The 17,938-nt window shown below is 57.0% G+C and carries 16 protein-coding genes, 3 tRNA genes and 3 pseudogenes; 13 read left to right on the plus strand and 9 right to left on the minus strand.

Annotated elements, in window-relative coordinates; genetic code table 11:
- Positions 1–65: 65 nt before the first annotated feature.
- The 3 genes from FFS64_RS16900 (at position 66) to FFS64_RS16910 (ending at position 1,139) form a co-directional block, all read left to right on the plus strand.
- Positions 66–287: a hypothetical protein gene (locus FFS64_RS16900; RefSeq protein WP_137806325.1), complete on the plus strand. Its 222-nt coding sequence runs from the start codon at positions 66–68 to the stop codon at positions 285–287.
- Between the two features lie 129 nt (positions 288–416).
- Positions 417–647 carry a hypothetical protein gene (locus tag FFS64_RS16905; RefSeq protein WP_008055683.1) on the plus strand — a complete coding sequence of 77 codons (231 nt, stop codon included), beginning with the start codon at positions 417–419 and terminating at the stop codon, positions 645–647.
- A 207-nt stretch (positions 648–854) separates the two neighbouring features.
- Positions 855–1,139, plus strand: a complete 285-nt coding sequence (locus FFS64_RS16910; RefSeq protein ID WP_137806326.1) for a hypothetical protein — start codon at positions 855–857, stop codon at positions 1,137–1,139.
- Between the two features lie 111 nt (positions 1,140–1,250).
- Here the strand turns inward: FFS64_RS16910 and FFS64_RS31735 are convergent.
- A pseudogene (locus FFS64_RS31735) lies at positions 1,251–1,352 on the minus strand (TetR/AcrR family transcriptional regulator); the annotation flags it as partial.
- A 2-nt stretch (positions 1,353–1,354) separates the two neighbouring features.
- On the opposite strand from FFS64_RS31735, the pseudogene FFS64_RS16920 reads away from it, so the two are divergent.
- The 5 genes and pseudogenes from FFS64_RS16920 to FFS64_RS16945 all read left to right on the plus strand — a co-directional run.
- Positions 1,355–1,930 (plus strand): annotated as a pseudogene (locus FFS64_RS16920) (NmrA family transcriptional regulator); the annotation flags it as partial.
- A 103-nt stretch (positions 1,931–2,033) separates the two neighbouring features.
- Positions 2,034–2,234 (plus strand): hypothetical protein, encoded by a 201-nt coding sequence (locus FFS64_RS16925; protein WP_095194721.1) that lies wholly within the window; start codon positions 2,034–2,036, stop codon positions 2,232–2,234.
- 140 nt (positions 2,235–2,374) lie between these two features.
- A complete protein-coding gene (locus FFS64_RS16930; RefSeq protein ID WP_137806366.1) occupies positions 2,375–2,653 on the plus strand; it encodes a hypothetical protein in 279 nt (92 codons plus the stop codon).
- Between the two features lie 196 nt (positions 2,654–2,849).
- Positions 2,850–3,293 (plus strand): hypothetical protein, encoded by a 444-nt coding sequence (locus FFS64_RS16935; protein ID WP_256660471.1) that lies wholly within the window; start codon positions 2,850–2,852, stop codon positions 3,291–3,293.
- Positions 3,294–3,451: 158 nt separating this feature from the next.
- Positions 3,452–3,694 (plus strand): annotated as a pseudogene (locus tag FFS64_RS16945) (transposase); the annotation flags it as partial.
- Between the two features lie 85 nt (positions 3,695–3,779).
- Here the strand turns inward: FFS64_RS16945 and FFS64_RS16950 are convergent.
- On the minus strand, positions 3,780–4,031 hold the full coding sequence (locus FFS64_RS16950; protein WP_137806329.1) for a hypothetical protein: 252 nt from the start codon (positions 4,029–4,031) through the stop codon (positions 3,780–3,782).
- A gap of 910 nt (positions 4,032–4,941) precedes the next feature.
- On the opposite strand from FFS64_RS16950, the gene FFS64_RS16955 reads away from it, so the two are divergent.
- The gene (locus FFS64_RS16955) at positions 4,942–5,691 is read left to right on the plus strand and encodes a hypothetical protein (RefSeq protein ID WP_137806330.1); all 750 of its coding nucleotides are present in this window, start codon (positions 4,942–4,944) and stop codon (positions 5,689–5,691) included.
- Between the two features lie 112 nt (positions 5,692–5,803).
- On the opposite strand, the gene FFS64_RS16960 is transcribed toward FFS64_RS16955, so the two are convergent.
- Positions 5,804–5,890 (minus strand) — tRNA-Leu (locus FFS64_RS16960).
- Between the two features lie 528 nt (positions 5,891–6,418).
- On the opposite strand from FFS64_RS16960, the gene FFS64_RS16965 reads away from it, so the two are divergent.
- Complete coding sequence (locus tag FFS64_RS16965; RefSeq protein WP_137806331.1) at positions 6,419–10,564, plus strand: CheR family methyltransferase; 4,146 nt, start codon at positions 6,419–6,421, stop codon at positions 10,562–10,564.
- Positions 10,565–10,823: 259 nt separating this feature from the next.
- Here the strand turns inward: FFS64_RS16965 and FFS64_RS16970 are convergent.
- The 6 genes from FFS64_RS16970 to FFS64_RS16995 all read right to left on the minus strand — a co-directional run bounded on the left by FFS64_RS16970 (position 10,824) and on the right by FFS64_RS16995 (position 14,714).
- A tRNA-Cys gene (locus FFS64_RS16970) sits at positions 10,824–10,897 on the minus strand.
- 46 nt (positions 10,898–10,943) lie between these two features.
- Positions 10,944–11,019: transfer RNA gene (locus FFS64_RS16975), tRNA-Gly, on the minus strand.
- A gap of 63 nt (positions 11,020–11,082) precedes the next feature.
- Positions 11,083–11,643 (minus strand): CDP-diacylglycerol--glycerol-3-phosphate 3-phosphatidyltransferase, encoded by a 561-nt coding sequence (pgsA, locus tag FFS64_RS16980; protein WP_137806332.1) that lies wholly within the window; start codon positions 11,641–11,643, stop codon positions 11,083–11,085.
- 32 nt (positions 11,644–11,675) lie between these two features.
- Positions 11,676–13,499 carry an excinuclease ABC subunit UvrC gene (gene uvrC, locus FFS64_RS16985; RefSeq protein WP_137806333.1) on the minus strand — a complete coding sequence of 608 codons (1,824 nt, stop codon included), beginning with the start codon at positions 13,497–13,499 and terminating at the stop codon, positions 11,676–11,678.
- Between the two features lie 2 nt (positions 13,500–13,501).
- On the minus strand, positions 13,502–14,143 hold the full coding sequence (gene uvrY, locus FFS64_RS16990; protein ID WP_008015884.1) for a UvrY/SirA/GacA family response regulator transcription factor: 642 nt from the start codon (positions 14,141–14,143) through the stop codon (positions 13,502–13,504).
- Between the two features lie 127 nt (positions 14,144–14,270).
- Complete coding sequence (locus FFS64_RS16995) at positions 14,271–14,714, minus strand: N-acetyltransferase (protein WP_137806334.1); 444 nt, start codon at positions 14,712–14,714, stop codon at positions 14,271–14,273.
- Positions 14,715–15,335: 621 nt separating this feature from the next.
- Between FFS64_RS16995 and FFS64_RS17005 the strand changes: the two genes are divergently transcribed.
- The 3 genes from FFS64_RS17005 (at position 15,336) to FFS64_RS17015 (ending at position 17,878) form a co-directional block, all read left to right on the plus strand.
- Positions 15,336–16,409, plus strand: a complete 1,074-nt coding sequence (locus FFS64_RS17005) for a 3-deoxy-7-phosphoheptulonate synthase (RefSeq protein ID WP_137806335.1) — start codon at positions 15,336–15,338, stop codon at positions 16,407–16,409.
- A gap of 188 nt (positions 16,410–16,597) precedes the next feature.
- Positions 16,598–17,479: a triacylglycerol lipase gene (locus FFS64_RS17010; RefSeq protein WP_137806336.1), complete on the plus strand. Its 882-nt coding sequence runs from the start codon at positions 16,598–16,600 to the stop codon at positions 17,477–17,479.
- A gap of 117 nt (positions 17,480–17,596) precedes the next feature.
- Positions 17,597–17,878: a peptidylprolyl isomerase gene (locus FFS64_RS17015; RefSeq protein ID WP_137806337.1), complete on the plus strand. Its 282-nt coding sequence runs from the start codon at positions 17,597–17,599 to the stop codon at positions 17,876–17,878.
- The last annotated feature ends 60 nt before the right edge of the window (positions 17,879–17,938 follow it).

The raw sequence follows: 17,938 nt of genomic DNA on the forward strand, positions 1-17,938 counted from the left end.
ATTTTTTGCACGATTACAAATGACTTCTATAGTTGATCTGTACACGAATCAGCTGCGGTGAAGCCATGGAAGACATATTCGTCGTCAAGCGTTGCAACAAGATCATCATTCATGGCCGCCGGGCCGGAGAAACCGGTCACCCCCCCCCCGATGCCGCTGTCTGGTACCGCATAAACGATACCCGCACCAACGGTTTCATAGGTGACGGCTACGATCTTGAAGAAGACGCCCAACGCGTCTGCCGCCAGCTGAATGCCAGATCACAAGTCACGGCCCGACAAGGCTGAAGAGCCTTTGCGGGCCATTTTACGGGTCTATACTGAAAAGAGCTGAAGGATCAGCCCCCATCGGTAGAAAGCTCGCTCCCAGCGGGCTTTTTACTGTGCTGCCAGGTGCCTTCAACGGAGGTGTTTCCCATGTCCGAAAAAGAGTCCATCACCACCCTGCTTACCCTGCTTGATTCCCGTCAGGTTCGCCTGGCTGCGGCATGCAAGGAAATCGCTGATTGGGTCGATCATCAAGGCGGACATCCGACTGCCCTGAGGATTCGCGATCGCCTGAATGACATCGAAAAGGATACACCGCTGATCCGCAACACCTTGTCGTCGCTCAAACCTGTCGACCCACCGCTGCCACGGTTCAGATGAATCGATCCGGACAGTCGATGCGAAGATACGGTCTGACAGTGCAGGCATGATCGGCGACATTCTCGTCACCGAGTGTGTGCCTGCCCGATCATTTCGTGCTTCACCCCCAACCCAGCCAGGCGCTGGGATTTTTTTGTACCAAGACAGGCAACGAACGTCACCACTCGCGTGGGGTCCAACGATCACACGTCACGAGGAGACGTCCCGATGGTTACTCACTTCAAAGTCAGCGGGCATCTGGCCTGCGGTCACAAAGGCAACAACCTCACCTCGACCCGTGAACTCAACCGGGTCAAATGCAGAAGCTGCCGAAATACCGAAGCGTACAAAGAGGCGCGCAAAGCCCAACGCAACGCTGCCCGACGCGCCGCGCGCAAAACCAAAGCCACCCAAACCGTTACTGACTGGCGCCAGAGCTGGACCGAGCGCCTGACCGCCCTGCCCGGGTTGCAAAGACTGCCCCGTGGCTTTACCGGCCAACCTTTCGTATGACCGACGACTTGGGCGGTCGAGTCGATTCGACCCGACCGCCCGAGGCGTGCGAACCGGAAAATGGATTGAACAAGGCCGCTGCTATTGAGTGGTTGTATTGACGCAAGCTGGCTAAAGGATCTCGCGCAATGTCATGCGCTTGAAGGCCTCGACCAATCCCCGTCCTTCCTCAGGCGCGCAGGAGATCGCCAGGCGCATGGTCGCCTCACCCAAGCAGCGGCGTCGGCAAACTGGTGCTGTTGTCGGGTCGCGGTGAGCTCGAAGCGGAACAGGCCGAACGCGTGGTGCAAAACAGTGGCGTCGACTGGACCATCCTGCGTGGCAGCTGGTTCTGTCAGAATTTCAGCGAAGCGCACTTTCTCGAACCGATCCTGCAAGGCGAGCTGGCCTTGCCCGTCGGCGACATCGCCGAGCCTTTTGTCGACGTGGAAGACATCGCCGAGATCGCGGTCGCCGCGCTGATCCAGCCCAGGCATTGCGGCCAGTTCTATGAGCTGACCGGACCGAGAGCACTGACCTTTGCCGGCGCCGTTACCGAGATCGCCCGGGCGACAGATCGCGATATCAGTTTCGTCGCAGTACCGCCGGACGCCTATCGCCAGGCACTGGAGCAGGAACAGTTGCCGACTGAGTTGATCGACCTGGTGTTGTATCTGTTCACCACGGTACTCGACCGTCGCAATACGCCCGTTACTGATGGCGTGCAACGAGCACTGGGACGGCCGGCGCGAGACTTTTCCGATTATGTCCGACGCACCGCTAAGACGGGGATCTGGAACCATGAGGGTTGAGTGCCGACGTACTGCATTGGCGACAATCAGCTTCCTCGACTAGGGTCACCTTCGTGTCGAACTGCGATGCCTTTATTGGCAGGAGCCTGATAAGGAGGAAACAATGTCATCCATTCGTAGTGCGGAACAAACCTATCGCCAGTGGTCCAGCCCGATCCTGCTCGAACTCAAGGAGCGAGAACATCAACTGGCCCCGTCAGACCGCGAGGCGCTGCAAAATATTCTGCTGGAAAGGAGGCTGATTAATAGCGGCAATCCTAACGGCAGCGATCGACGCAAGACAGAACCTGGCACTGGCGGTTGAGTCGGAAATCGTAGAAAGCACGTAGACCAAAAGCCCGGCTAAACACCGGGCTTCTTGTTTTCCGCTCGTCAGGCGCGCAGCACCTTTCCCCTCACCGCTCTTCCAACGCTATACACCCCTTTGCTTGGAAGACTCAAATGATGAACAGAAAAATGGCTGCGCTCACGTTGGCGGGTCTGATGTCGAGCTGCTCGTTCTTTACGCAGGCTGCCGAGACGACAAAGCAGGGATCCGCTGTTCCCCCTGCTGCGATTCCCGGACTCAACCAGGCTCAGGGCGCTGAGTCCAACGAAGAAAAGGCCGATAAAATTGGCGAGGAAGCGGCAGGCTCAAATTCCGGAGCCGATTCACAAGCCCTGGAAAAAGAGGCGGAGTCCTCGAGTAACTCGAAGGACGACGGGGAAAAACAAGGGAAGTAGCAACTCGGAAGGCCGAGTACTCTCACCGCTCGACCCGCTCTATAATGCTCCCTGACTTCTGCACTCCTGTAGGGAGTTTTTCCTTGTCTGCGATTTACTGAGCAACCTTCTCCGCGCATCCTGGGCTAGTCTTTCCTCTCTTGAGCAAAATCGAACGATCACTCCTTTTTCCATTGCCTTTTGAGGGTTCGTAAACGTGAAAGGCAAATTGATTGGCACTACTGTCGTCGTGACCCTTTTGGCTGCCGTGACTTACGGGGTGAGCACGTGGGAGGCCAGCAAGAATCGGCGGCAGGAAGCACTGTGCAAGGTTGCACAAGAGCATCTCAAGACCGTGCAGATCGAAGCACGCGCCATGGCAACCGGTTTGTCCGTCGAAGGCTATGCCGAAGCGGAAAAAGCCGAGGTGGGCAAACTCATCACCGCGCTGGATACCGCCAACACCAAAGAGGAAGTGGAAGCAGTCATCACGGAGCACTCCGCCACGGTCCAGGCACAGGTTGCCGCAACGGATGCGGAAGTGAAATCCCGGGGCGACCAACCCTTTCTCGGGCAACAGCTCAAGGAACAGCGAATAACGACTGACGTGAAGCTGGAAATCCAGCGCGCCGAGAAAGCGGTCAGTACGGCGTGTGAATGAGGTGTGGGCGGTATTTGAAACTCTGAAAATAACGTCACGCATTTGCCTCACGATCAAGGACGTCCGCATTCCATTGATTGATACTCTTGCGAGCTGTAGTGGTCTAATGAAACCGGACACCCATTTAGACGAGAATGCTCGCCAGATCGAGGTGTCAGATGACCAAACAACGCCCTTCCTTTTCTGCTGAATTCAAACGCGAGGCTGCCGACCTCGTACTCAAGCAAAACTACAGCGACATCGAAGCCAGCCGGTCACTCGGCATTGGTGAGTCGGCACTGCGCCGCTGGGTTGACCAAGTTCAGAAAGAGCGCCAAGGCGTCACCCCTCAGAGCAAGGCGCTGACCCCGGAACAACAAAAGATTCAGGAGCTGGAAGCCCGGATCGCTCGACTTGAGCGATGGTACGGGAAGCCTAGTTTATCTTGCCGTTGGCTGACCTATAAAAAGGCCGTCATTGCGACGGCCTAGTTTCTCAGGATCGGAATTATTCGCCGCGATGGCTTTCCATGTCAGCAATGACCTGTGCAGATACGTCGAACACGAGGTGGTGGTTGTCGAACAGATCGTCCTGATCCGACACGAGGTCGACGGCGATATGCCCGCAGTTGAACATCAGCAATAGTTGATCGCCGTCCGGCAGCGTGACGATACGAATAGCTTCGGCTTCACCAGTGGTAGAGATGATGGCTTTGGCGATAAGCAGACGCGTGTGTGAATCAATGTGTAGGACTGGCATGGCGGTGTGCTCCACACTTAGCAGGAATTTGGCGGGCGCCCCTGCAAATGGGAAATCGGCGCACCTTTGAGTGTAGCGCACCGTCGGGAGTTCGGATCAGCGCCAGGAGTAGTTGATGCTTACTGTGGCAGTGGTAATTCATGTCGCCCCCTTGGACTACCGGGACGGCATCGTTCATGCTTCATGATTTTTCAATGTTGGGATTTGGGCATGTTGGAAAGGTAAGTTGTCATCAAATTCACTTGGGCAGGCGTGGTGAGGGTTCTATGTTTGTCGCCAGCCGGAGTGGTGCCCTTCTGCCTCTTGCTTTACGTGCCTTAGGGCAGCGCAAACACCCCAGCTTGGGTTCAGGCTGTCGGCTCTATTGCTGCGATTATTGCCGCGTGGCTGATTCCTTATCAGCACGAACAGGTACGAACACGAAAGCAGAAGGAAGACTTGCTTGCCTCTGTGGCTTGGTTGGCATTACGTGTGAAGAACTCCTTCGATCACATGGCGGACGTGATTGGCAGGTCAGAATCGAGGGCACGGGATAATTGGTTGTTCCTGGCACAACCCAACGATTGGGTAATACATCGGGATGCTGCTCGCGAATTTCCGCTCACGGGCTTCACAAGCGACGAAATAGCGTTGTTGCTTTCTCTTCGCTCGATAACAGAATTTGGTGCGTCGTGCGCCGAAACACTCAGAGCGTGGGACTTCGATGACAGCCCACATCTGGCCCACGATTTCCCACATAACGAAGGGATCGTATTTCATCGACCGCAGATTGATTGGGTTTTGCGCAATCTTTCACGGAATGCACCGGGCTAAGACCCTGCCTGACGGAAAGGGGACAAAACGCACTTTCTTACGAGATGCCACATTTCCTATGACAAACAACATTTTCTAAGAACAAGCGTTAGATCTTATGGAGCACACGGTTAATGTGTTCTCACTGCGCGTCCCTGGACCAAAACGTGTCCAGTTTAGGCGGTCATTTGTTTATCGGCATGTGGAGAAGACGGTACATCAAGCGCTGGTGCAGAAGCTTGCTCGGATGGTGAGCAGCCTCCATGCCGCACGGCTGCTCTTGGAGGAAGGATTTGTTCAAGAGCAGGCTGCTCTGCAACGAATTCTTGACGAAATCATTGAAGATGTTTCGTTTCTCTCCTTCTCGGTAATATCGGGAAATTCAGAACCGTCACACAAGAATTATCTTGAGTGGTTCTTTCAGGAGGAATTTGATCCCAATGACGCCGTCGTGTCGTCCAAGGCACGGCCATCGGTGCCGAGGCAAAAGATTCGGGCGTACTTGGATCGATGCGTAAGCGGCCCAAAAGGCTCAAGCAAGGACCTGGACGCATACAAAACTGTGAGCAAGGCATATTCTGGTTTCGTCCATGCCGCGTCACCGCAAATCATGGATATGTATGGCGGGGCTCCACCGAGGTTCCACATGCGCGGCATGCAAGGAACCGAGAGACAAGCGGAGCACAGTGCAGACCTTTGGAACTGCTTTTATCGGGGCATCATGGCTTGCTGCTTGTCAGCAAAGGCCTTCGGTGAAGAAGAACTATTTGTCTCGATTCGAAAATTCGAAGCTGAATTTTTGCGAGAAACCGGTAACGATTACCAGTCGAATGAGTGGCCAAGATGTAGGCCCCTGCCCTCAGTCTAAGCGGTCCTACATGAAGGTAGCCGCCGTGTGTTTAACAGACACGCAACAGACACGAAAACCGCCCGCCCAACAAAAAAGGCCTACGCCGCTAAGCGTAAGCCCTTGATATTCATGGTGCCCGAAGCCGGAATCGAACCGGCACGCCCTTACGAGCGGGGGATTTTAAGTCCCATGCGTCTACCAGTTTCGCCATTCGGGCGGTAGCGCGGTGAATCAGAGGGGGGAAATATATACATCCCGTCCCGGTGAAGCAAGGTCGGGAGTGCGATTTTCAAGACTAAATCTTGCTGATTCCGAAAAATAAAAAACTTCGCAAATCATGGACCTACGAAGTTTTCTTGCAGTGATCGACAAAGTCGGTACCAAATCGCTGCCGGGAGATTTTGCAATCCAGCGACAAATCCCCGTATTTCAATAGCCTGGCACTTACACTCCCCCCCGCACCGTCAAGAAACAAGTCCTCGCCGAACACAGGTATCGTCGCCACTTGTCAGTGGAATCGACATAGGTATAAACCTTTGGGCGAGGGAGTGATTCAACTGGTTATCAAGAACGGGTTCCCGACGGAAATAGCGACTCTGGCCAACGCCTATACTTTAACTATCATGGGCGTCGGTAGCGACGATATTTCGCAATGCAACGCCTGCCCCATTATCCTTTTCATTATCTCTAACCCGTTTGGATTGGCGTCGGCAGGCCATTGTCGAAGCCTTTTAAGGCCATATGAATGAAGTCTTCCGCGAAGCGCTCACCCAATGCCCCGCAGCGCAAGGAGTTGACACCCAGCACCCTTCCATTTGCCGTGGTCGGGATCGGTGCCTCCGCTGGCGGACTGCAAGCGCTCAAGTCGTTTTTTGAACACATGCCCGCTGACAGCGGCATGGCATTTGTCATTATTCTTCATCTATCGCCTAATCACGAAAGCGTCGCGGACCGGATTATCCAGGACGTCACCCAAATGCCGGTCCGCCAAGTGACTGACACGATTGGCATTGAAAAAAACACCGTGTACGTCATCTCTCCGGCCCATGACCTGAAGATGAACGATGGTTATCTTTCGGTGACATCCTCGGATCGCTTGCCTGGATCACACATTGCCATTGACCTGTTCTTTCGGGACCTGGCGGATGTACACAAGGAGCGGGCCTTTTGCGTGGTGCTCTCGGGCACTGGCTCCGATGGCGCGGTCGGTCTGTCGCGGATCAAGGAGCAAGGCGGTATCACGCTGGTCCAGGCCCCGGAAGATGCCGAGTTCGACGGCATGCCGCGGGCAGCCATCGACACGCAAATGGTCGATCTGGTGCTGCCTGTCGTGGAGATGCCGCAAAAATTGCTGGAGCTTTGGCGCAACTCGCAAGCCATCACCCTGCCGACCGCCAATGACCCGGAATTCAAGGCCCTGCCACCGTCTACCGAACGCGACGCCACCCTCGCCGAACAACTGCTACAAGACATTTTGCAGCAATTGCGCGTGGGTACTGGCCACGACTTCAAACACTACAAGCGTGCAACGGTACTGCGTCGCATTGAACGCCGCCTGCAAGTGACCGCTCAACCGGATTTGGCTGCCTACTACCAATACCTGCAAACCCACCCGGAAGAAACCAAGGCATTGCTGGGCGACATGCTGATCGGGGTCACCAATTTCTTCCGCGACCGCGATGCGTTCGAGGCACTGCAACGCGATGTCATTCCGAACCTGGTCACTTCGCTAAGAGAAACCCTGCCGTATCGAGAAGAAATCCGTGTCTGGTCGGCCGGCTGCTCGACGGGCGAAGAAGCCTACAGCCTGGCCATCCTGTTAAGCGACCAGCTGACGCTTGAAGCCAATCCTGCCAGGTTGCAGATCTTCGCTACCGACATCGATGATCGTGCCATCGCCTTTGGCCGTGCCGGCGCCTATCCCGAAGCGATCGTGACCGACGTTCCCCCTTCGCGTATGCGTCAGTACTTCACACGGGAAAACCAGCACTATCGCGTGCGCAAGGAAATCCGCGAAAAAGTGCTGTTCGCCAAACACAGCCTGTTGCTGGATCCGCCGTTCTCCCAAATCGATCTGATCGTCTGCAGAAACCTGCTGATCTATCTCGACCGCGAGGTGCAGCGCGACATCATGCAGATGTTCCATTTTGCCTTGAGGCCGGGCGGCTATCTTTTTCTGGGCACTTCCGAGTCCGCTGATGGTTGCCTGGACCTGTTTACCCCAGTGGACAAGCGTAACCGCATCTTCCGCGCCAAAAGCGTTTCGACCGGCGTCCGGCGTGCGCCAGCCATGCCTCGGGGTGGCTATGCACGGACCACAGCTGCCGCCAGCCCCATTGAAACGACGGTGCCACGCAAAGTCTCTTACGCCGATATTCACCTGCGAGCGCTGGAAAAGGCCGCCCCGCCGAGCATCATTGTCGACAGTAACGCCAACATCCTGCACATGAGCGAAGGCGCCGGGCGCTTCCTGCGCTACGTTGCCGGTGAGATTTCCCGCAATCTGCTGACGCTGGCTCACCCGGACCTGCGCCTTGAAATCCGCACTACCCTGTTCCAGGCAAACCAGGCGGGGGTGCCGGTCACGTCCCGCAAAGTCCGCTTCGAACGTGATCAGAATAACTACCTGATCGACCTGACGGCACACCCGCTCAACGATGAAAAAACAGAAACCGACTATGTGCTGGTGACCTTCGAGGAACGCAGTGTCGACCCTCAAGACCTGCGGGATGTCGCCGTTAATCAAACTGAAAACCAGATGCTGGTCAACCTTGAGCATGAGCTGCAACGTACCAAGCTGCACTTGCAGGAAACGATCGAGCAGTCGGAAGTCTCCAGCGAGGAACTGAAGGCCTCGAACGAGGAAATGCAGGCCATCAACGAAGAGCTGCGTTCGGCCACCGAAGAACTGGAAACCAGCAAGGAAGAATTGCAGTCGATCAACGAAGAGTTGCTGACGGTCAACTACGAACTCAAGACCAAGGTTGAAGAAACCGACAAGATCAACGACTACCTCACCAACCTGATTGCCTCCACCGACATTGCCACGGTGTTCGTCGATCGCAACATGCGCATCCGCTGGTTCACCCCGCGGGCCACTGACATTTTCAGCATGCTGCCCGTCGACACCGGTCGCTCGTTGCTGGACATCACCCATCGCCTCGAATATCCGGAACTGGCAGAGGACGCGGCGACCGTCTTCGAATCGCTGAACATGATCGAACGCGAGGTCAGCAGCAACGACCAGCGCTGGTATATCGCCCGCTTGCTGCCCTATCGCTCCAGCGAAGATCACATCGACGGCACGGTACTGACCTTTATCGACATCACCAAGCGTCGCACGGCGGAAGATGAGTTACGCCTGAATGAAGAACGCATGCGCCTGGTCGCCGAAAGCACACACGATTTCGCCATCATCATTCTCGATGAGCATGGCGTGATCACCGACTGGAACACCGGCGCCGAGCTGATATTTGGCTACACCAAAGCGGAAGTACTCGGCGCTTACTACGACCTTATCTTCTCGCCCGAGGATCGTGCCGCCGGCATACCGGCGCTGGAGTTGAAAGCAGCCCGTGAGCAGGGACGCGGCGAAGACGAACGCTGGCACCTGCGCAAGGACGGCAGCCGCTTTTATTGCAGCGGTGAAGTCACGCTGCTTAAGGGAGAGAATCTGGAGGGTTACGTCAAAATTGCCCGTGACCTGACCGGTCATAAGCGCATGCACGACGAACAAAGCCAGAAACTCGCCGAAACCCAGACCAGCAGCCACCTCAAGGACGAGTTCTTTGCAGTGATGTCTCACGAACTCAAGCACCCGCTCAATCTCATTCAGCTCAATGCCGAACTGCTGCGCCGCCTGCCCGTCACCAAAACCGCCGGGCCGGCCATGAAAGCCGTGAACACCATCTGCGATGCCGTTTCGAGTCAGGCGCGGATCATCGACGACCTGCTGGACGTCGCCCGAGTACGCACCGGCAAACTCAAGCTGAAAAAACAGGCAGTGGACCTGGGGCGAATTCTCCAGGATATCTATACCGTGGTGATCAATGACCAGCATCCGTGCGAGGTCACGCTGCATGTACCGCAACCGCCCGAGCCGCCCCTGGTGGTCGATGCCGACAGCACGCGCCTGGAACAGATCGTCTGGAACCTGGTAAATAACGCGTTGAAGTTCACACCCAAAGATGGTCGTGTCGAGCTGGTCGCCCATCGCGTCGAGGACATGGCCCAGCTGGACGTCATCGATAGCGGCGTGGGACTTGAAGGGGACAACCTGCACAAGGTGTTTGACCTCTTCAGCCAGGCGGACAACCAGCACACCAGCCATCAGCGTGAAGGCCTGGGCATAGGCCTGTCGTTGGTGCGGCAACTGGTGGAAGCTCACGGCGGCTCGGTGGATGTCACGTCCGAAGGCATTGGCCGAGGCTGCACCTTTACCATCCGGCTACCGCTTTCCCAGCCTTCACAGCAGCCTAGCGAGCACCCGGCCGTCGCAGAACCGGGACGTCTGGTTGGCCAGAAAGTCCTGCTGGTGGACGACTCCCGAGACGTCATGGAAGTCCTGCAGATGCTGCTGGAAATGGAAGACGCTCACGTGGAGGCTTTCAATGATCCGTTGCAAGCTCTCAAGGCCGCGAAGGACAGCAACTATGACGTCATCATTTCGGACATCGGGATGCCTGCCATGGATGGCCATCAATTCATCCAGGCCATCCGACAGTTTTCCCAACTGAAACACACCCCAGCCATCGCCCTTACAGGCTATACAAACAGCAATGACCAGAGAAAAGCCAGGCAGTCCGGATTCAACTACCACGTGAGCAAACCGGTTTCCCACGATGACTTCATTGACATCATCGACGAGGCTTGCAACGCTCGGCCTTATTGAGGGAGGTGGGGGAAAATCCCCATACCTGTAGGAGAGGTCACAGATTTGCGGTCAGCCAAAACCACTGTGGGAGCGAGCCTGCTCGCGAATGCGGAGTACCAGTCGACATCATCGTTGCCTGACACCCTGCTATCGCGAGCAGCTTTGCTTCTACAGGGGGGAATGCGTACGAGCATACACGCATGTATGAGTTGCCAATGCAGTTTCCTGCGGGCAATAAAAAACCCCGTAGATCATCGATCTACGGGGTTGTTTATAGTGGAGGCCGAGGTCGGAATCGAACCGGCGTAGGCGGATTTGCAATCCGCTGCATAACCATTTTGCTACTCGGCCTCAAAACATTTGCTGTCAGTAGCGCGACATCAAATGCGTACAAACTTGGAGCGGGAAACGAGACTCGAACTCGCGACCCCGACCTTGGCAAGGTCGTGCTCTACCAACTGAGCTATTCCCGCGTCTTGGTGTGGCGCATTCTATAGAATCCAGAAGCCCCGTCAACCCTTTGATTCAAAAAAGTTTTATTTCTTTTCAACGTCGGTCTTCAGATGCGGCCAGGCAGCCCGCAGGTACTGGACCATGGACCACAACGTCAGGCCGGCAGACACCATCAGCAAGGCGTAACCCAGCGCTACCCAGAAGCTGAAGCTCGACGGATTGGCCAGCAGGATCACCAGCGCCAGCATCTGCGCGGCGGTTTTCCATTTGCCCAGGTTCGACACGGCCACATGGGCACGCGCGCCGAGTTCGGCCATCCACTCACGCAGGGCGGACACCACGATCTCGCGACCGATGATCACGGCAGCCGGCAGCGTGAGCCACAGATTGCCGTGTTCCTGCACCAGCAGTACCAGTGCAACGGCAACCATCAACTTGTCGGCAACGGGATCGAGAAAAGCCCCGAACGGCGTGCTTTGCTCCAGACGGCGGGCCAGATACCCGTCCAGCCAGTCCGTGGCAGCGGCAAATGCGAAGACCGAGGCTGACGCCAGGTAGCTCCATTGGTAAGGCAGGTAAAACAGTAAAATGAAGATCGGTATGAGCAGGACGCGTAGAACGGTAATCAGATTAGGGATATTCATCGGCACAACTGGCTACGAGGTGAGGGGGCATTCTACTCGCTGTGCAGATTTGCATAAATCAACTCTGCGAGCTTTTTACTGATCCCGGGTGCTTTGGCGATCTCTTCGATGCTGGCACGAGACAGCTCCTGCAATCCACCAAAATGTTTCAACAAATCGCGTCGACGAGTGGGTCCGACACCGGCAACGCCCTCAAGCGTAGACGTTCGACGGGTTTTTCCGCGTCGGGCACGGTGCCCGGTAATGGCGAAGCGGTGAGCTTCGTCACGAATCTGCTGGATCAAATGCAGCGCGGGGGAATCTCCGCGCAAGGTGAATTCATGGGCGGCGTCATTAAGGTACAGGGTTTCGAAGCCGGCCTTGCGCGTGGCCCCCTTGGCCACGCCGAGAAGGATCAGGTCCGGCACCGCCAGCTCATTGAGCACGTCGCGGGCCATGGATAGCTGCCCCTTGCCGCCGTCCACCAGCAGGATGTCCGGCAGCTTGCCCTCCCCGTCCTTCAGCTTGCTGAAGCGTCGCGTCAGCGCCTGATGCATCGCCGCGTAGTCATCCCCGGCCGTCACGCCTTCGATGTTGTAGCGACGGTAGTCGGACTTGATCGGGCCTTCGGGGCCGAACACCACGCAAGACGCCACGGTCGCTTCACCGCTGGAGTGACTGATGTCATAGCACTCAAGTCGCTGCGGTGGCTCGTCCAGCTTCAATACGTCTGCCAGCGCGTCGAAGCGCGCCGTGATGTGCTGACGGTTCGCCAGACGTGCGCCCAACGCCTGCTCCGCGTTGGTCACCGCCAGTTGCTGCCAGCGTGCTCGTGTACCGCGCACCCGGTGACTGATGGTCAGTTCGCGACCACGTAGCTCTTCGATGGCCGCAATCAGGGTCGGAAAGTCCTCGTGAACCACGTTGACGATCAACTCGCTGGGCAAGTCGCGTTCAGGGCTGCTGATGAAGTACTGGCCAAGAAATGCTGCCATGACTTCGGAAACGTCCTCTTCAATACCGACTTGCGGGAAGAAGTTCTTGCTGCCCAGCACCCGCCCACCGCGCACGCTGATCAAATGCACGCAGGCGCCGCCGGGATTGACGAACGCCGCGATCACGTCGACATCACCGGTCCCACCTTCCATGCTCTGCTGGTCCTGCACCCGCCGCAGCAGCGAAATCTGGTCGCGCAACTCGGCGGCGCGCTCGAACTCCAGGTTGATCGCTGCCTCTTCCATGGCCGTTGATAACTCATCGGTCAGCGCATTGCTGCGACCTTCAAGAAACATCACCGAGTGCCGGACGTCCTCGGCATACACTTCGGGCTCGACCAGACCGACACAAGGCGCCTTGCAGCGCTTGATCTGGTATTGAAGGCAAGGTCGCGTGCGGTTCTTGTAATAGCTGTCTTCGCACTGGCGAACGAAAAACGTCTTTTGCAGCAGGCTCAGGCTTTCGCGAATCGCACCGGCGCTGGGATAAGGTCCGAAATACTTGCCCTTGGCCTTCTTCGCCCCACGATGGATGCTCAGACGTGGAAATTGGCCATCGGAAAGAAATACGTAGGGGTAGGACTTGTCGTCCCGCAGCAGGATGTTGTACGGCGGACGCCATTCCTTGATCAGCGTCTGCTCAAGCAGCAACGCCTCGGTTTCGTTGGCCGTGATGGTCGTTTCGACCTGGGCGATACGCGCCACCAGCGCGGCCGTCTTGGGCGCGAGGCCGGTTTTTCGGAAGTAGCTCGACAGGCGATTCTTGAGATTCTTGGCCTTGCCGACATACAGCAGGCGCGCATCGCTATCGAACATGCGGTACACACCGGGGCGCCCACTGACGGTCGACAGAAAGGCACTTGGATCAAAGGTATCAGTCATTTTCAGAGGCTGGCATCAACCATGCCGTGACGAACCGCCAGCAGCGTCAACTCGACATCACTGCTGATCGAAAGCTTTTCGAAAATGCGGTAACGGTAGGTATTTACGGTTTTTGGCGACAGGCACAGCTTGTCGGAAATGATCTGGACCTTCTGGCAACCAACGATCATCAACGCAATCTGGATCTCCCGCTCGGACAAGGCATCGAAGGGCGAATCGTTGGTCGGCTGGAAGGATTTGATCGCCAGTTGCTGGGCGATTTGCGGACTGATGTAACGCTGCCCGGCGAATACCAGGCGGATGGCCTGGACCATTTCCGGCAAACCCGCACCTTTGGTCAGGTAGCCCGCGGCACCGGCCTGCAACAAACGTGTAGGAAACGGATCTTCCTCACAGACAGTCACCGCGACGACCTTGATGTCCGGATGACTGCGCAACAATTTGCGAGTGGCTTCAAGACCGCCGATACCGGGCATCTTGACGTCCATCAAGACCACATCGGGTTTCAGTTCACGGGCCTTGAGCAGGGACTCTTCCCCCGATTCAGCCTGGCCGACCACTTGCAGGCCATCGATGTCAGCCAGCATTCGTGTAATGCCTGTACGAACGAGATCATGGTCATCGACCACTAGCACCCTAATCAAGCAGACACCTCGCGATATGGTCTTATTGAGTTGTCGACACCTTAGCAAAAAAGCTTCTGGCAGACCTAGCGGAAAGCGTCATATAAAAAGTTTCAATGTATCTTGTAAGCCCGGTGCCAAGCGTGTTTCAGCGATGCGGACCTTCGACGTCGCGCTGCATTCTCAGAGAACACTCGTCCGTTCCCACCACTTGCAATCCCTTTCTTTCATATAACGCCCGCGCCGGGTTGTTTTCAAAAACCGTCAAGCGCAATGCCGGGCGCCGTTCCTGGCCAGCCATGGCAAAAACCTGATCGATCGCCCAGGATCCGGCACCTTGCCGGCGAAACCCCTCGGAAATCTGCAATTCGCGGATGTAGAGTGCCCTGGCGTCTCGACTCAGGCTGACGTACCCCACTTTGTTCTCGCCGCGCATGATCAAGCGATTTTCGCGACCAGCCCAAGCGACGTCGAATGCTTCGTCCTGCCACAGCAGATCATGCTCGATGTAATAACGCAGCATATTGCTGCAGGTCAGTACACGGGCAAATTCAAGATCGCACTCAGTTGCTGCACGCCATTCAAATTCCATCACGTCTCGATTGCATTTTTGCGGGGGTACGAAGTGTGTCACAACCGCCGGGGCGCTCAAGCAATAGAAAACGCCATTCATGCCCGATAGCATTTTCTGATTGAATACTCGTACCGGGCTCTTGTAAGCTCGACGCATCCATCGGAGACAACCCATGCTCAACGCCCTCTCACAGCTCCATACCGCCAGCGCCCTGCGCTCGGTTGCGGCTGCCCGGGTGAATGACGTTTGTGTTCCGGTCAGCTTTTATTTTGGGTATTGGTTTAGCCACTGGCGCGCCTGATACCCACACGGCGCCCACTTTAAACGGGTCGCCACCAGAGAATTCTCAACCCCCGGTCGGCCTCCCGACCGGGGGTTTTGTTTTTTCAGCCCTGAACAATTTTTAGCAACACACCAGACATTTAGAGGATCAAGAACATGAACTACGCCACTTATTACCGTTACGACAGTTTTACCGCCTGGCGATTTACCACCCTCCGCTCGGGACAGCCTGCCGCCTCCGATCGGTCACCCACAGGTGGCAAGCACACACACGCAGCCAATCCGGCCAATTGTCGAACACCCCAGTAGGGCCGAGTGCGCGGGAACGAACCCGCTGACCGCCCAGGAAACCTGAATATGAACTCGTCCGTCTCTGCTTTGCCGCTGTCCACCTTGAGCCCTGCCAATGAAGCGCTGACCCTGCGTCTGCCCAGCTCGTTGCAACTCAAACAGCAACTGCCGCTCACCAACGCACTGACCCAGCAAGTCGCGGCCCACCGCCAGGCCGTTCGCGCGATCCTCAACGGTGAAGATTCCCGCCTGCTGGTCGTCGTCGGCCCCTGCTCGATCCACGACCCTGAATCCGCCCTCGAATACGCCGGCAATCTGGCCCGCCTGGCTGCCGAAGTCAGCGACGAAATGCTGCTGGTGATGCGCGCTTACGTCGAAAAACCCCGCACCACGGTCGGTTGGAAAGGCCTGGCCTACGATCCGCACCTGGATGGCAGCGACGACATGGCTGGCGGTCTGACCCTGTCCCGCCAGCTGATGCGCGAAATGCTCCTGCTGGGCTTGCCGGTGGCGACTGAACTGCTGCAACCCATGGCCGCCGGTTACTTCGACGACTTGCTCAGCTGGGTAGCCATTGGCGCCCGCACCACCGAATCGCAGATCCATCGCGAGATGGCCAGCGGCCTGAGCATGCCGGTAGGCTTCAAAAACGGCACCGACGGCGGTGTCGCGGTCGCCAGCGACGCGATGCGCTCGGCTGCCCATCCGCATCGTCATTTCGGCGTCGATAGCCAGGGGCACCCCGCGATCATCCAGACTCCGGGCAACGCAGACACCCATCTGGTACTGCGCGGCGGTCATCAGGGGCCTAACTACGACCGCGTGAGCGTGGCCAAGGTACACGGCGACTTGACTCGCCTGAAGATCCCGGCCCGGATCATGGTCGACTGCAGCCACGCCAATAGCGGCAAGGATCCGATGCGTCAGCCGGCGGTGTTCAATGACGTGCTTGAACAGCGCCTGCAAGGTGACCGCTCGCTGATCGGCATGATGGTCGAGAGCCATTTGTTCGAGGGCTGCCAGCCGCTGAGCCCATCGCTGAAGTACGGCGTGTCGGTTACTGATGGTTGCCTGGGCTGGAGTGGGACGGAACAGCTGTTGCGTCAAGCGGCAGGCCAGCTTCGCGCACTGCGTGATTAAGAGCGCTCGGCATGCTCAAAGGGTGGATAGGTGTTCCGACTGGCACCTTATCCACCCCACCTTTTCGGCGCTCTTCTATTCCGTTTTCGCCAGATGACCGCGTCCTTTTCATACATCGCGTCGACGTCCGAGTGTTTTAGAGTGAGGCGCAAGGCTCCTCCCTCTGACCGCTGAAAAAGGACAAAAACATGCAAAGGAATGCAGACACTCATTACCCGATCCTGCTGGTTCATGGGCTCTTCGGATTTGACCGGATCGGCACCTTCGAACTCTTCCATGACATCAAACAGGCGCTCCGAAACGCCGGAGCGCGGGTATTCGTACCGCACCTGTCGGCCACCCACAGTAACGAAGCACGGGGCGAACAGCTGCTGGCGCAAATCGTACGGGTGCTGGAAGGCACTGGTGCAAGCAAAGTCAACCTGATCGGTCACAGCCAGGGCGCACTGGCCGCTCGTTATGCAGCAGCGGTCGCAGCGCAATCGGTTGCTTCGGTGACGTCGGTCAGCGGACCAAACCACGGCTCCGAGCTGGCCGATTTCCTGCGCAAGGCGCTTACGCCCGCAAGCCTGCCTGAGCAGATAGCCGAGACGGTCGCGACCCTGTTCGCTGACTTTTTGTCGTTACTCAGCGGCAGGCGCAACCTGCCGCAAGACGCCGTCGCCGCACTCAATGCCCTGACCACGGAAGGCGTAGGCGCATTCAATGACAAATTCCCCCAAGGCCTGCCAAAAACCTGGGGTGGCAAGGGCTGCGGACAGGTCAACGGTGTTCGCTATTATTCCTGGAGCGGCATCTTGTCAGGAAAGCTCCTGGATGGTGGTTTGAACTCACTTGATCCATTCCACGGATTTCTGCGGGCCTTTTCCCGGTATTTCATAACCGAAGCCGGGCAAAACGATGGCATGGTCGGCCGCTACAGCTCCCATCTGGGGACGGTAATCCGTTCCGACTATCCGCTGGATCACCTGGGCACCCTCCGTCAGACAGGCTTCCCCCTCGCGAAACACATTGACCCGATCGATCTCTACGTGCAGCACGCCGAACGCCTGAAAAAAGCCGGTCTTTGATCCTGATGTCACTCACATGCCCCCTGTAGGTTCTTCGCAGCGGAAGTTAGAGGAGAAATAGCGCGCTGAATCCGGTAGGCTGCTCATTTTACCGAATATTGAAAGGAGTATTTTCCCATGGCTAGAGCCACTGCCCGCCACATCCTCGTTGCCAGCGAAGCCAAGTGCACCGAACTCAAGGCCCAGATCGAGGCTGGCGCAGATTTCGCCGAAATCGCCAAAGCCAGCTCCACTTGCCCTTCCAGCCGCCAGGGCGGTGACCTGGGTTCGTTCGGTCCGGGCCAGATGGTCAAGGAATTTGACACCGTGGTCTTCAGCGCACCGCTCAACGTCGTGCAAGGCCCGGTCAAGACCCAGTTCGGCTACCACCTGCTGGAAGTGACCAGCCGTCAGGACTGATCGACGCCTGGTTTTCCTTCACAGCGGCCCGCCTATTGGTGGGCCGTCGTGTTTCAGATA

The organism is Pseudomonas sp. G(2018), from assembly GCF_005502415.1.
Taxonomy (GTDB): Bacteria; Pseudomonadota; Gammaproteobacteria; order Pseudomonadales; family Pseudomonadaceae; genus Aquipseudomonas.